This window comes from Dyadobacter sp. CY327, assembly GCF_021390415.1.
Classification (GTDB): Bacteria; Bacteroidota; Bacteroidia; order Cytophagales; family Spirosomataceae; genus Dyadobacter; species Dyadobacter chenhuakuii.
Genome location: NZ_JAJUXJ010000001.1, coordinates 356,748 through 369,758, shown reverse-complemented (window position 1 = coordinate 369,758; position 13,011 = coordinate 356,748). Strand labels below are relative to the sequence as shown.

General features: G+C 44.9%; 16 protein-coding genes. 11 read left to right on the top strand and 5 right to left on the bottom strand.

The window, feature by feature from the left end; genetic code table 11:
* Positions 1-819, top strand: coding sequence for a 1-acyl-sn-glycerol-3-phosphate acyltransferase (locus tag LZG74_RS01685; protein WP_233794917.1), 819 nt, complete (start codon positions 1-3; stop codon positions 817-819).
* A 54-nt stretch (positions 820-873) separates the two neighbouring features.
* Positions 874-1,788, top strand: coding sequence for a TIGR01777 family oxidoreductase (locus LZG74_RS01680; RefSeq protein ID WP_233794916.1), 915 nt, complete (start codon positions 874-876; stop codon positions 1,786-1,788).
* Between the two features lie 16 nt (positions 1,789-1,804).
* On the opposite strand, the gene LZG74_RS01675 is transcribed toward LZG74_RS01680, so the two are convergent.
* Positions 1,805-3,286 carry a M61 family metallopeptidase gene (locus LZG74_RS01675; protein WP_233794915.1) on the bottom strand — a complete coding sequence of 494 codons (1,482 nt, stop codon included), beginning with the start codon at positions 3,284-3,286 and terminating at the stop codon, positions 1,805-1,807.
* 108 nt (positions 3,287-3,394) lie between these two features.
* On the opposite strand from LZG74_RS01675, the gene LZG74_RS01670 reads away from it, so the two are divergent.
* The 9 genes from LZG74_RS01670 to accC all read left to right on the top strand — a co-directional run bounded on the left by LZG74_RS01670 (position 3,395) and on the right by accC (position 10,385).
* Positions 3,395-4,051, top strand: a complete 657-nt coding sequence (locus LZG74_RS01670) for a hypothetical protein (protein ID WP_233794914.1) — start codon at positions 3,395-3,397, stop codon at positions 4,049-4,051.
* A 119-nt stretch (positions 4,052-4,170) separates the two neighbouring features.
* Entirely contained in the window at positions 4,171-4,803 is a 633-nt protein-coding gene (locus LZG74_RS01665; protein ID WP_233794913.1) for an acetyltransferase, read from the top strand.
* Between the two features lie 73 nt (positions 4,804-4,876).
* Entirely contained in the window at positions 4,877-5,428 is a 552-nt protein-coding gene (locus LZG74_RS01660; RefSeq protein WP_035360694.1) for a DUF177 domain-containing protein, read from the top strand.
* A 114-nt stretch (positions 5,429-5,542) separates the two neighbouring features.
* Positions 5,543-5,737: a 50S ribosomal protein L32 gene (gene rpmF, locus LZG74_RS01655; protein WP_084439466.1), complete on the top strand. Its 195-nt coding sequence runs from the start codon at positions 5,543-5,545 to the stop codon at positions 5,735-5,737.
* A gap of 132 nt (positions 5,738-5,869) precedes the next feature.
* Positions 5,870-6,808 carry a phosphate acyltransferase PlsX gene (gene plsX, locus LZG74_RS01650; protein WP_233794912.1) on the top strand — a complete coding sequence of 313 codons (939 nt, stop codon included), beginning with the start codon at positions 5,870-5,872 and terminating at the stop codon, positions 6,806-6,808.
* Between the two features lie 88 nt (positions 6,809-6,896).
* Complete coding sequence (locus LZG74_RS01645; protein ID WP_233794911.1) at positions 6,897-7,892, top strand: beta-ketoacyl-ACP synthase III; 996 nt, start codon at positions 6,897-6,899, stop codon at positions 7,890-7,892.
* Between the two features lie 27 nt (positions 7,893-7,919).
* The gene (efp, locus tag LZG74_RS01640) at positions 7,920-8,486 is read left to right on the top strand and encodes an elongation factor P (protein ID WP_233794910.1); all 567 of its coding nucleotides are present in this window, start codon (positions 7,920-7,922) and stop codon (positions 8,484-8,486) included.
* Positions 8,487-8,523: 37 nt separating this feature from the next.
* A complete protein-coding gene (gene accB / locus LZG74_RS01635; RefSeq protein ID WP_026629314.1) occupies positions 8,524-9,006 on the top strand; it encodes an acetyl-CoA carboxylase biotin carboxyl carrier protein in 483 nt (160 codons plus the stop codon).
* A 35-nt stretch (positions 9,007-9,041) separates the two neighbouring features.
* Positions 9,042-10,385: an acetyl-CoA carboxylase biotin carboxylase subunit gene (gene accC, locus LZG74_RS01630; protein ID WP_026629315.1), complete on the top strand. Its 1,344-nt coding sequence runs from the start codon at positions 9,042-9,044 to the stop codon at positions 10,383-10,385.
* 83 nt (positions 10,386-10,468) lie between these two features.
* Here accC and LZG74_RS01625 read toward each other — a convergent pair whose 3' ends face one another.
* The 4 genes from LZG74_RS01625 to LZG74_RS01610 all read right to left on the bottom strand — a co-directional run bounded on the left by LZG74_RS01625 (position 10,469) and on the right by LZG74_RS01610 (position 13,007).
* Positions 10,469-10,837, bottom strand: coding sequence for a DUF5618 family protein (locus LZG74_RS01625; protein ID WP_233794909.1), 369 nt, complete (start codon positions 10,835-10,837; stop codon positions 10,469-10,471).
* Positions 10,818-11,267 (bottom strand): type II toxin-antitoxin system HigA family antitoxin, encoded by a 450-nt coding sequence (locus tag LZG74_RS01620; protein WP_233794908.1) that lies wholly within the window; start codon positions 11,265-11,267, stop codon positions 10,818-10,820. Before LZG74_RS01620 ends, LZG74_RS01625 begins: the two co-directional genes overlap by 20 nt.
* A gap of 1 nt (position 11,268) precedes the next feature.
* Complete coding sequence (locus LZG74_RS01615; protein WP_233794907.1) at positions 11,269-11,601, bottom strand: type II toxin-antitoxin system HigB family toxin; 333 nt, start codon at positions 11,599-11,601, stop codon at positions 11,269-11,271.
* A 98-nt stretch (positions 11,602-11,699) separates the two neighbouring features.
* Complete coding sequence (locus tag LZG74_RS01610; RefSeq protein WP_233794906.1) at positions 11,700-13,007, bottom strand: Gfo/Idh/MocA family oxidoreductase; 1,308 nt, start codon at positions 13,005-13,007, stop codon at positions 11,700-11,702.
* Positions 13,008-13,011 lie beyond the last annotated feature (4 nt).

The window sequence follows — 13,011 nt, the reverse complement described above, 5'->3', positions numbered from 1 at the left end:
ATGCATCCGAAAAAAAGTACTTTCAGCCTGTTGCCTGCCTGGTTGGTGCGATTTGACTTTATGGGTATTTTCGAGCAGGATCCTTTTGGCAACTATCTGATTTTCAAGCGTATCATTATCTTCATCATCGGATGGTTTACCTATTACAGATATACGGCTGTCAATAAAATAGAAATAACCGGCAGCGACCAGCTTATCGAACTTCCGGATAACGGGGTGCTTTTCCTATCCAACCACCAAACTTACTTTGCAGACGTAATTGCTTTTTACCATATTTTTTGTGCAACCAAGTGGGGCTACAAAGACACCATTTCACCTCCGTTCTATTTGTTTTCTCCTCGTGCAAGATGCTATTATGTAGCCGCTTCGGAGACCATGAAAGAAGGGATTTTACCCAAATTATTCAGCATAGGCGGAGCAATCACCATTGAACGTTCCTGGCGTGCCAATGGTGAGAATGTAAAACGGCAGCTGGATAATGATGCTCAGGATAAGATTGGAATGGGACTGAAGCACGGCTGGGTCGTGAGTTTTCCGCAGGGAACCACGAAGCCTTATGCACCTGTTCGCAAAGGAACGGCACATTTGATCAAAGACCATCAACCCATCGTAATTCCCGTGGTTATCAACGGTTTCAGAAGGGCTTTTGATAAAAAAGGACTGAGATTTAAGAAAAGAAACACGAAGCTAACCGTACATTTCAAAGCACCGATGCACTTTTTGCCCGACGAATCGCTTGAAAGCATGATTGAGCGTGTCACGAAAGCCATCGAGCAGGAAGCGCCAAAGGAGGGACCGGCAGCAATTCCCGCAGCCTGACATCCGAAAACGAATTCACCACGTAAGTAAAGTTTCCACATTCATATTAGCTTAATGAAAGGCAAAAAAGTACTGATTACCGGAGGAACGGGCCTGATTGGCAAAAGGCTGACCCAGCTTCTGCTCGCTAAGGGTTACGAAGTAGCGTATTTGAGCAGGAAGAAGACTAATATTCCTTCGGTGCAGGTTTATGAATGGGATGTGGACAAAGGTTATATAGAAGAAAATGCGCTTGAAAACACGGATTACCTCATCCACCTCGCAGGTGCGGGCGTAGCGGACGAGCGCTGGACAGAAGAGCGAAAAAAAGTGATCGTTACCAGCCGCACGGAAACGATTGGATTGATTCACAAGAAGCTAAAAGAAAAGAACATTCGCCCTACTGCATTCATTTCGGCTTCTGGAAGCAGCTATTATGGTGAAGATACGGGCGACGTCCGAAACACCGAAAACACGCCTCCTAACAATGATTTCCTCTCACATGTGACCATTGTTTGGGAAAAAGCAGCCGACGAAATTGCGGCGTTAGGCATCAGGACCGTAAAACTCCGGACGGGAATTGTGCTAAGCAACGAAGGCGGCGCGATCCCAAGAATGGCTGCTCCGGCCAAATTAGGCTTCGGTGCGCCATTAGGCTCCGGAAAACAATGGGTTTCGTGGATCCATATCGATGACATTTGCCAAATGTATATCGACGCAATGGAAAAAGAATCCTGGGAAGGCGCTTACAATGCGATTGCCAGCCATCCTGTTACTAATGAGGAGCTTACCAAACAGATATGCATAGCCTTAGGCAAGCCTCAGTGGCTGCCCAATGTACCCGCATTTGGTTTAAAGCTCGCTTTCGGCGAAATGGCGAGCGTTGTGCTGGGAAGCAGTTACCTTGTCAATGAACGAATTGCAAAGGAAACAGACTTCCAATATCAATACGATGACCTCGGAGAGGCGCTCAGAGAGATTTTAAAATGACATTCGGCAGACGAGATTATTCTTCCTCCTCTTCGAGCTCATCCTGCGTTAATGGCTCTACGGTTTCAAGCCATTTGTCGCGCTGCAATTTGGCTTTAAAGTTGTCCATAACATTTAACTGAATGTTGCCATTACTGAATGTGGACATTTGTAAACCTACAAAAGCAAGCGCTTCGTTTAACCTCGTTTCGAGCGGCGTGCTGGTGAAAATGCAGTCATTCCAATACCATTCAAGCGATTCGCCCGCAACCTCTTCCACTATGTCAATGTAATCTTGCAGGGTATATCCGATAAAAGGTTTACCAAAACGCGTCCATAGCAGCTGCATAACAGTATCAAGCGATTGTTCGTGATTGGTTTTTTTCCTTAAATAAAGATCCAGGATAAGCGCCGCCAGGGCCCCTTTGTGGTAAACGGATACTTTCCGGTTCGGGATTCCTTTCTCATAGCCGTCCAGCCAAAGGTCAAAAGACGAGTCTGCCAGTGACTGCGTGGCGTGCGCGCTGCTTTCGAAATGCCTTTTCATGTAAACCTGCAACTCCTTAATGTAAGTTTCTTCCGTAAACACGTCAGCGCGTTTCAGAAAAAGATCTCCATAGTAAGTGGTGCAGCCTTCTGCTACAAAACAAGTCCTGAAATAGTTTTCTTTGGTAAAATCATAAGGCAGCAATTCCGCCGGGCGGATGCGTATAATGTTCCAGGCGTGAAACAACTCATGCGAACTCACTCCCAACAGATCCGAATAAAGCCCTTCACCCTCATCGTCCGGCCCGAGCACGATCATGGTTGAGTTATGATGCTCCACGCCGTGGTAAAATGCGTTAGGCAGGATCAGGTTCAGGAAATGATAGTCGTTTTCGGGAAACTCACCCATTGTAATAATTTGCTCGCGGGAAAAGCGACGAAAGTCGCGGACAATTCTCCGCCAGTTTGGCTGCAAGTTCCCATGCATCCAGATATTGAATTCCACGCCGCGGGCCTGGTAATGCCGTTTTTGCAAACTTTCGGAAGCCAGCAACGGGCTGTCAACCAATTGATAAAAATCCTTTGCCTTTAAAACATTTCCCTCCGCCGGTAATCCGCACGCGATCTGGTAACCTTCCGGCAAATCCAGATGAACTGTGTAAGCTTCACCAATGCGGCCTTCGGTATACATGCAGAAATTGATGAAATTGAGATACCACAATTCCTCGTCCACATAACTGCTGCCCGCATTTTGGATGACTGCATAGAATGTATAGCGGATCCTGACCTCTTTTTCACCAGTCGTTGCAACCTGCCAGCGGTCTTTCGTTACTTTATGGATAGGGAGTTTCTGATCGGCGGTTGAGATCGCTTCAATAAATTGAATATTTTTGGCGAAATTCTGTATTTCGTACCGTCCGGGTCTCCACGCAGGCAACTGAATTTCGATGGTATCGGCATCTATTTCAGGAATTGTGTAAATAATGTTGATTAAATGAGACTGCGGGTCAGATACGTAAATATTATAATGCATAGATACAGAAAGGTAATTTGAGGAGTGGGTAGCACTAGTTTAGGCGTAAACCAAAATCCAGGATTTCTACGTTACCAGTTACAATGTTATAAAATAAACGATTTTAAGATGAAAAGTAAAATCCTCCTCCTATGCACGGTCCTGATTGGTATTTTAATCAGTCCGGCATTAATGGCTCAAGATGACGAATACTACCGCCCAGACTCGCTGCGGAAAGACAATGTTGAAGAAGCAGAAAAACCTCCCGTTGAACGAAGGGAATTGGTTGAGAAAAAGCCGTTGGCTGAATTCAAAGACCGTCCGTTTGTAGACAGGCTAAGATTAGGCGGAAGTTTCGGCCTGAGCCTGGGAACGGTAACCAACATTAACCTCTCTCCCATGGCCGGTTATGAACTTACAGAAAAGCTGGTTGGCGGCGTCGGGGTTACGGGGATGTATTATAAATCACGTTACTTTGGTTTTAATGAATTCTATTATGGAGGACGGGGATTCTTAATGTATTCTATCTTTCCAATGGTCAATGTGATTGCGGAGCTTGAAGGAATGAATGTAGAAGTTGATACTTTCAAAAAATACGATGCGCGTAAGTGGATCGCTTCGCCAATGTTGGGAGCGTCATATTCGCAGCCATTGGGAGCTCGATTCATCAAAGCGGTTCATTTTACAGCCCTTTATAATTTTAATTATAACAATCAACTGGATGACTTCGGCAATAATATATCGCCTTATGGCAGTCCATTTGTGTTTCGGATCACTTTCCTTTAATGATTTAGATTCTTATTATATATAATGTATACGGAACCACTGTGTCACCGCAGTGGTTTGATTTTTTACCACCAGAAGAAAGCTTGCTATTAAGCATGCCACATTTAATAACCTATACTATGGAAAATCCAGTTTTGATTTTTGGTGCCGGCGACTTGGGCGTTCAGGCATTGGATATATTTAAAAGAAATAATGTGCTCGTTTACGGATTGCTGGACGATCATAAGGAGCTGCACGGCAAGGAATTTGGCGATGTGAGTGTGCTGGGGAATACGGACGACTCCGGGTTTCTGAGCATTCTCGGCAGTAAATGCGAAGCATTTGTAGCCATTGGTGAGCGCTCCGTGCGCGAACGGCTCGTGGAAACGCTAACAGAAGAATACAAAACAATGCCCATCAATGCAATCCACGACAGCGCATTGATCTCCGAAATGGCCACAATCGGCCATGGTAACCTCATCGGCGCCCGCGTTACGGTTGGTGCAAAGTCAAAAATCGGGCAGCATTGCCTGGTGCAGACGGCTGCCGTGGTGGACACCTGGGTGCAGGTTGGTGATTACGTAACGATCGGTGCAGGCGCTATCATTAATGACCGCGTGAAAATCGGGGATGGCGTTTTTATCGGTTCGGGAGCAATTATTGTGGCTGGGATAGAGATAGGCAAGAATGCGCGGATCGGTGCAGGCTCAGTTGTAGTTGAAAATGTGCCGGCAAAAGCCACTTATTTCGGCAATCCGGCACGCAAGATCTGAGGCCAATAAAATGCGGCCATAGTTTTTTTATTAAATCGAATACATTACCTTTGCAGTCCTTTTGACAGAAAAAGTGAAAGAGCTAAGTAAATACAACATAGACATTTACGGTTTGGAAGACAAACAGTATGCCTATGAAATGGAGTCGGGAGATGCATTTTTCCAGGAACTGGAACAGGATCTGATCGAGTTTGGCCATTTCAAAACGCATGTTGTGCTTAACAAATCGGCCACTATGATCCAGCTTAATTTTCACACAGTAGGAAGCGTAACGCTTACTTGTGACAGAAGCCTGGAACCGTTTGAAGAGCCCATTGACCAGGATGATCGCATTATTTTAAAGTTTGGCGATCATAACGAGGAACTGACGGACGAGATCGAGATCATCAACCGCAATACGACCAGGATCAATGTAGCACGCTACATTTTTGACTTCATCGCATTAGCGCTCCCTGTCAAAAAGATCCATCCGGACCTGCGCGGCGAGGAAGAGGAAATTGATCCGTTAGATGAAGCCGAAGGTATTCTGGTCTATTCATCGGGAGATGCAGAAAGTGAAGAAACAGAAGAAGAAGAAAAAATAGACCCCCGCTGGGAAGCATTAAAAAAGCTAAAAGGCGAATAACGATATCCGAATACCCAATACCCGTCGGTTGAAACCGCCGGAAATTTATAATGACCGACGGTTTCAACCGACGGATAATAAACCAAAAACAAAACATACAGAAAATAAAGCATCATGGCACATCCTAAGCGGAGACATTCCACAAGCCGTCGCGATTCGCGCAGAGCACATGATTTCCTTACAGGAAAACAATTAGGCACTGATTCTTCGACAGGAGAAATTCACCAATTCCACCGTGCACACGTTCACGAAGGCAACTTGGTTTATAGAGGTAAAGTTGTAGTTGAGAACTATTCTAAAACAGTCTAGTTTCAGTCGATGAGTATATCAATTTCGCAGCAGCCGTATAAAAGTTGTTGCGAAATTCTTTTTTACTACGGCACATCTGCTAAATTTACACCTTCGATTTCTAACTTATTAGTCTAAAATAACAGCGTGTAAATGAAAATTGCGGTAGATGCCATGGGGGGAGATTTAGCTCCACAGGCAATTGTTGAAGGGGTTATTCAGGCCGCTTCTGAACTACCATCCGAGGCGAGAATCGTTTTAATTGGCCGTGAAAGTGCAATCTGGGACATATTCAACCAGCACAATTTCACTCCTGATAATGTTGACGTCGTTCACGCAGAAGATGTTATTGAGATGGGGGAACATCCAACAAAAGCCCTTTCTCAAAAACCGAATTCCAGCATCGGGATCGGTTTCAAGCTTCTGAAGGAAAAAGAAGTCGACATATTCTGTAGTGCCGGTAACACGGGGGCTATGCACGTAGGAGCGCTTTTTAGCATTAAGGCGATCGAAGGAATTATAAGACCAGCTATTGCAGGATTTGTGCCACAGGTTGACGGCAGCTATTCGATTATGCTGGATATTGGCGCTAATGCCGACTGCAAGCCAGAAGTGCTTGCGCAATTTGGAGAGATAGGCTCTATTTTTGCCCAATATACTTTTCAGATAGACAAGCCAAGAGTAGCCCTGATGAACATTGGGGAGGAAGAACAAAAAGGTTCTCTTACAACTCAGGCCACTTATCCCCTGCTCAAACAAAACAAGCGAATCAATTTTATAGGAAATATTGAGGGTAAAGATCTCTTTACCAATAAAGCCGATGTAATCGTAACGGATGGCTTTACAGGCAATGTCTTATTTAAATTGGGCGAATCATTCTATGAAATTTCCAAGCAACGGGGTTTCAGCGATGAATTCGTAGATCAAACAAATTACGAATCCATTGGCGGAAGCTCGATCATTGGTGTGAATGGCAATGTCATGATCGCTCATGGCATATCATCGCCAATAGCAATAAAAAATATGCTCGGCTGGGCATATAAACAGGTCAAGTCAAAAGCATATTTGCATATTGCGCAGGCATTGAATTAATTTCCATTGCTGACAACCACGAAATGAATAAATTGATTCTGTTCTTTTTTACAAAAACCTATTCGGATTTTGAATAGTTAAATTTATCATGACCCATATAAAAGCCTCTATAACAGGAATACAAGGGTATGTGCCTGATTATATTTTGACAAATGCCGAACTTGAAACCATGGTGGCGACAAATGACGAGTGGATCGTCAGCCGCACCGGCATCAAAGAAAGGCATATCCTCAAAGGCGAAGGTTTAGGAAGTTCTCATATGGGTGCCGAAGCTGTAAAAGGATTGCTTGCTAAAACCAACACCCTTCCCAGCGAAATTGACCTCCTGATCTGCGCCACAACAACCCCCGACTTCATTTTTCCCTGCACGGCCAATCTTATTTGTGATATGGTAGGGATTAAAAACGTCGGAAGCTTTGACATTCAGGCGGCTTGTTCAGGCTTTGTTTATGCACTTACCCTTGGCTCACAGTTCATTGAGACAGGAAAATATAAAAAGATCATTATCGTAGGCGCAGATAAAATGTCTGCGATCGTAGATTACACCGACCGGAAAACTTGTATTCTTTTCGGAGACGGCGCAGGCGCTGTTTTGCTTGAACCGGATACAGAAGGAAACGGTATCATTGATTCTATTATCAAATCCGACGGCGCAGGTTATCCTTACCTGAACCAAAAAGCAGGAGGAAGCCGCTATCCGCCCACGCATGAAACCGTAGATGCGCGTTTGCATCACGTATATCAGGATGGTGCTCAGGTATTTAAGTTTGCTGTGACCAATATGGCTGATATTTCGGCTGAGATCATGGAGAAAAATGGCCTTAGCGGGGATGATGTAGCCTGGCTGGTTCCGCATCAGGCAAACAGGCGCATTATTGAAGCAACGGCGCACCGCATGGGTGTGGGAATGGATAAAGTAATGGTGAACATCCAGAAATATGGAAATACCACCTCCGCAACCATTCCACTATGTCTTTGGGATTATGAATCGCAATTGAAAAAGGGTGATAATCTCGTTCTGGCTGCCTTCGGAGGCGGATTTACGTGGGGTTCCATTTATCTGAAGTGGGCCTACGGCGAATAAAATATTAATACTAATTTTTGAATTAAAATGGCAACTACCGCAGATTTGCGTAACGGATTAGTGATCAACTTCAATCACGATCTTTTTCAAGTAATTGAATTTCAGCATGTAAAACCTGGAAAGGGCAATGCATTTGTTCGTACCAAGCTGAAAAGCCTTACTTCGGGCAAAGTTTTGGATAACACATTCTCCTCCGGCGCAGGCATAATTCCGGTTCGTGTGGAGAGACATAAATTTCAGTTTCTGTACAAGGATGAAATGGGTTTCAATTTCATGAATGCAGAAACATTCGATCAGCTCTCGATCGATGAAAAACTGATCACCAATGCTGATTTAATGAAAGAAGGTCAGGAAGTTGAGATCCTGATCAACACGGAGACTGACGCTGCGCTGCTTTGCGAATTGCCTCCGTTTGTCGAGCTTCTGGTAACTTATTCTGAGCCAGGCTTAAAAGGTGATACGGCGAACTCTCCCAAGAAAGCGATTGAGGTGGAAACCGGTGCAAGGATCATGGTTCCTTTATTCATTGAAGAAGGCCAAAAAATTAAAGTTGACACGCGCACGTACGATTACGTAGAAAGAGTAAAAGCATAGCTCAACGATCATCACCCACAGTTTTAATTTTGACTAAATGGAAACCAAAGAAATCCAAAAATTGATTGACTTCATTGCCCAGTCGGGACTTGATGAAGTGAACATTGAAACGACCGATTTGAAAATAAAGGTGAAGCGCTACGGTTCTGCACCAACGGCATCATTATCTTCGTCACAAGCGGCACCAGCGCCCTCTTATGCACCGGTTACGCCTACTACGGCCGTTACGCATTCCGCACCTGCTGAGCCAACGGTTTCCTCAGAATCAGCATCTTCCAATCTGATCACTATAAAATCGCCAATGATTGGCACATTCTATCGTGCTTCAAGCCCTGAAACACCTGCTTTCGCTAACATCGGCGACGAAATTAAGCCGGGTAAAGTGGTTTGTGTGATCGAAGCAATGAAGCTTTTCAACGAAATAGAATCTGAGATCTCAGGAAAAATTGTAAAAGTACTGGTTGAAAATGCCACTCCGGTTGAATTTGACCAGCCTTTATTCCTAGTTGAGCCTATTTAAGGCAATGGACGATCTGTAAAACTTAATTGATTTTCATGTTTAAAAAGATACTCATTGCCAACCGGGGCGAGATCGCCTTGCGTGTTATCAGGACCTGTCGTGAAATGGGCATCAAAACGGTTGCTGTGTATTCAACAGCCGACCGCGATAGTCTTCACGTTCGCTTTGCAGATGAAGCCGTTTGTATCGGTCCGCCGCCAAGCCGTCAGTCTTATCTGAGCATTCAAAATATCATTTCAGCCGCCGAAGTTACGGGCGCAGACGCCATCCATCCTGGTTATGGATTTTTGTCTGAAAATGCTGAATTCTCTCAAATATGTGCCGATTACGGCATTAAATTCATTGGTGCAACTGCCGCCCAGATCAACGGAATGGGTGATAAAGCCACTGCGAAAGCAACCATGATCGCTGCCGGTGTTCCGGTTGTTCCGGGCTCGGAAGGACTTTTGGAATCGGTGGAACAGGGTAAAATGCTGGCAGAAGGCATTGGTTATCCGGTAATCGTGAAGGCAACTGCCGGTGGCGGTGGCCGCGGCATGCGGATCATTAACAAGCCCGATGAATTTGAAAAGGCATGGAATGATGCCCGCACAGAGTCAGCAGCAGCATTTGGTAACGACGGTTTATATCTCGAAAAATTTGTAGAAGAGCCACGCCACATTGAAATCCAGATCATCGGAGATCAGTTTGGTAAAGTGTGCCACTTGTCGGAACGCGATTGCTCTATCCAGCGTCGTCACCAGAAATTGGTTGAAGAAACGCCTTCCCCGATCATTACTGACGAATTACGCGAAAGAATGGGTGCAGCCGCTATCAAAGGCGCGCAAGCCATTGGTTACGAAGGGGCAGGGACCATTGAATTCCTGGTAGACAAACACGGTGAGTTCTTCTTCATGGAAATGAACACCCGAATCCAGGTTGAGCATCCTATTACTGAGGAAGTTACTGATTTTGACCTGATTAAGGAGCAAATAAAAGTTGCAGCAGGCGAGCCAATCTCAGGCGTCAACTACACGCCAAAGCTTTTCGCTATGGAATGCCGCATTAATGCAGAAGATCCCGCGAACAATTTCCGCCCTGCACCAGGCAAGATCACCAATCTGCATTTCCCAGGCGGTCACGGTGTTCGGATCGACAGCCACGTTTACAGCGGCTACACCATTCCCCCAAATTATGATTCCATGATCGCCAAGCTTATCGTCAGCGGTCAGTCGCGCGAGGAAGTAATCACCCGAATGAAGCGCGCATTGCAAGAGTTCGTCATCGAAGGAATCAAAACCACGATCCCCTTCCATATCAAACTCATGGACGATCCCGGCTTCAAATCCGGAAACTTCACAACGAAATATTTGGAAACGTTTGATTTTTCGACTTTGTAAGGAGAAAATCTAAAACGGAAAATGGCTGCTAGTTCGCACTGGCAGCCATTTTTGTTTTCAGAATAATCTTAATGCAGGATTGTTTAATGTAAAATAGCAAGCATCTTCCTCGTAGCGTCCAGCCCTTCCTTAATCGTCCTTACCGAAGGCGTTCCGTGATAGTAACCTGCCAGGTGAAGCGTGTCGTACGCCTCATTCAAATAGGAAAGCAATGTCTTGTTATACTTTCTAAGCCTGTTGCGGTAATCTTCAATGCTTTTGGGTTTCACAAATTTTGCACCCTCTCGTTTCTTCAAATACTCATCGGCAATCATCAGTGCAGCGTTATAAGCCGTCCCGGATGCCATTTGAACATATTTAATGTCTTTATACTCACTCCCATCCTTTTGAGCCTTCGTGCTAAGGATCTCTTTTGCATTGTTTAGATACCTGTCAATTTCTGGATAATCCATGTGCGTGTATTTGATTACTTAATTGGTTACTGTTTGATTTTAATGTTGGTGAAACCAGATCGTAGGGCCGGTTGAATGCTTTTTGATTTACTTTGAATCGGTCTGCGAGCTTTCTGATTATTTCCTTTGACATGCCTTTTCTATAATGCAAAATGTCAGAGACATAGCCTTTGCTGACTTTGAGCAGTACGACCAGATCTTTGGCTTTTACTTGGTGTTCCTGCATTAATGACTGCAAAAGCATAACCGGGTCCGATTCTTCAAAAGTATTCGTTTCCGAATCGTACTGCTCTATTAAGACTGTCAGCAATTCAATTTCATCCTCGTTAATGGCATTTGGATTATTGCCAAGCAGGTTTTCCAGCTCCTGACAATAATCGTCATACTGCTTTTTGTCTTTGATGACTTTATATTTAAGTATCTCTGTCATCTTAATATACATTTACATGATACTGTTTTTGCGCTTTACACAAAGTCGTATAAGCCGCGTGCGTTCCAATCCAGCAAACGAATAAATGGATTTGCTTCTCTCCAAAAACATATTTGCAGATCATTCGATAGTTATTTCCGCCGACATTAAACACGACCCTGTTTGAACCCTTACCAAGCGGATCGACCGAATTGAATGTAGACTTCATATCTTCCGGCTGCTGCCAATCCGCATACTTGATTTTGTTAAGCCAATCGCCAAATGACTGTCTGGCAGGCGCATTTATATTCACAAAATCTTCTATACTCCTCCTTTTGATCAAATGTACTTTCACTATATAGTGTGTATAAAGATAAATAAAGTTCTGCAAAAGAGAACTTTATTACTTAATGAAAAACCCGGTTTCCCGGGTCATAAAATATTTAAAACCCATCAAACCCCCGCAGGCAACGAATAAGGTGCCCGATACTTCCTGGTCAAATACTTATTCGCATCATCGTCATTTATAAACTTTTCCGTCTTGGGGTCGAAGGTTAATGCTCTTCCGGTTCGGTAGGCGATGTTGCCCAGGTGGGCCAGGCCGGAGGAGAGGTGGGCGGTTTCTACGGGGCCATTCAGGATCTTTGGGTCTTTGGCTACGACGGCGTCGATGAAGTTTTTGTAGTGGTCGCCGCCGGCTTTCCGCGTTGGGCCGGGTTTCTTTTCTTTGCCTAAGAATGTTTCATAGAAATCGTAACCTTTTACGACCATATAACCTTCGGAACCATAGAAAATGTTGCCGATCCCTGTGCCGCCTTCGTCGTTGGTCATCCAGGGCCGGACTTCAAATTCAATGATCTTTTTCTCTTTGGGATATACAAATGATGAGGTCAGCACTTCGGGCGTTTCCTTGGCATCGTTCCACAGGAATTTGCCGCCGGACGAGGTGATTTTCTCAGGAAAACTGTCCACGCCCAGCCCCCACATACACATGTCCGTTTCGTGAATGCCTTGATTTCCAATGTCTCCGTTGCCATAGTTCCAATGCCAGTGCCAATCGTAATGCACGTAATTTTTGGAGAATGGCTTCATTTCCGCTGGCCCGGTCCAGAGGTCGTAATTGAGGCCTGCGGGAACGGGTTCGGTTCCTTTGTCACCAATATCTGGGCGCCATTTGTATACCAAACCTCTTGCCATGTAAACATTGCCTATTAATCCGTCGCGCAAATGTTTCACAGCTTCCTGCAATGCTTCGGAACTACGTAATTGAACGCCGTGCTGCACAACCCGTTTGTATTTATGCGCAGCCTCAACCAGCTTCCGTCCTTCGGCAAGATTATGAGAACCGGGCTTTTCCACATACACATCCTTGCCTGCCTGACAAGCCCATATCGCTGCCAGTGCATGCCAGTGATTGGGTGTTGCAATGCTGACGGCGTCAATGGTTTTGTCCTCAAAAACTTTACGGAGATCATTTTCCATCTTCACCTTCTTCCCTGTCTTTTCCTCAAATTCCTTTGCTCTTTTTTGAAGAATGTTGTTATCCGGATCACATAATGTGGCTACTTCTACATTGCTAAGGTTATTAAAACCGCTGATATGGCTTTGGCCACGCCCGTTCACGCCCAGGACTGCCACCCGCACGCGGTCGTTGGCGCCAAAAGCGCTGGCCGGAATGATGGACGGAATCGAAAGCGCAACGGCGGCTCCGGTGGAATTTTTGATAAAATCTCTGCGTGAAACTTCATTTTCTTTACTCATATTC

What these genes read in the sequence shown, in the direction of transcription:
- LZG74_RS01685 (WP_233794917.1), top strand. Translation starts at nt 1, where the DNA reads ATGCATCCGAAAAAAAGTACTTTCAGCCTGTTGCCTGCCTGGTTGGTG.
- LZG74_RS01680 (WP_233794916.1), top strand. Translation starts at nt 874, where the DNA reads ATGAAAGGCAAAAAAGTACTGATTACCGGAGGAACGGGCCTGATTGGC.
- LZG74_RS01675 (WP_233794915.1), bottom strand. Translation starts at nt 3,286, where the DNA reads ATGCATTATAATATTTACGTATCTGACCCGCAGTCTCATTTAATCAAC.
- LZG74_RS01670 (WP_233794914.1), top strand. Translation starts at nt 3,395, where the DNA reads ATGAAAAGTAAAATCCTCCTCCTATGCACGGTCCTGATTGGTATTTTA.
- LZG74_RS01665 (WP_233794913.1), top strand. Translation starts at nt 4,171, where the DNA reads ATGGAAAATCCAGTTTTGATTTTTGGTGCCGGCGACTTGGGCGTTCAG.
- rpmF (WP_084439466.1), top strand. Translation starts at nt 5,543, where the DNA reads ATGGCACATCCTAAGCGGAGACATTCCACAAGCCGTCGCGATTCGCGC.
- plsX (WP_233794912.1), top strand. Translation starts at nt 5,870, where the DNA reads ATGAAAATTGCGGTAGATGCCATGGGGGGAGATTTAGCTCCACAGGCA.
- LZG74_RS01645 (WP_233794911.1), top strand. Translation starts at nt 6,897, where the DNA reads ATGACCCATATAAAAGCCTCTATAACAGGAATACAAGGGTATGTGCCT.
- efp (WP_233794910.1), top strand. Translation starts at nt 7,920, where the DNA reads ATGGCAACTACCGCAGATTTGCGTAACGGATTAGTGATCAACTTCAAT.
- accB (WP_026629314.1), top strand. Translation starts at nt 8,524, where the DNA reads ATGGAAACCAAAGAAATCCAAAAATTGATTGACTTCATTGCCCAGTCG.
- accC (WP_026629315.1), top strand. Translation starts at nt 9,042, where the DNA reads ATGTTTAAAAAGATACTCATTGCCAACCGGGGCGAGATCGCCTTGCGT.
- LZG74_RS01625 (WP_233794909.1), bottom strand. Translation starts at nt 10,837, where the DNA reads ATGGATTATCCAGAAATTGACAGGTATCTAAACAATGCAAAAGAGATC.
- LZG74_RS01620 (WP_233794908.1), bottom strand. Translation starts at nt 11,267, where the DNA reads ATGACAGAGATACTTAAATATAAAGTCATCAAAGACAAAAAGCAGTAT.
- LZG74_RS01610 (WP_233794906.1), bottom strand. Translation starts at nt 13,007, where the DNA reads ATGAGTAAAGAAAATGAAGTTTCACGCAGAGATTTTATCAAAAATTCC.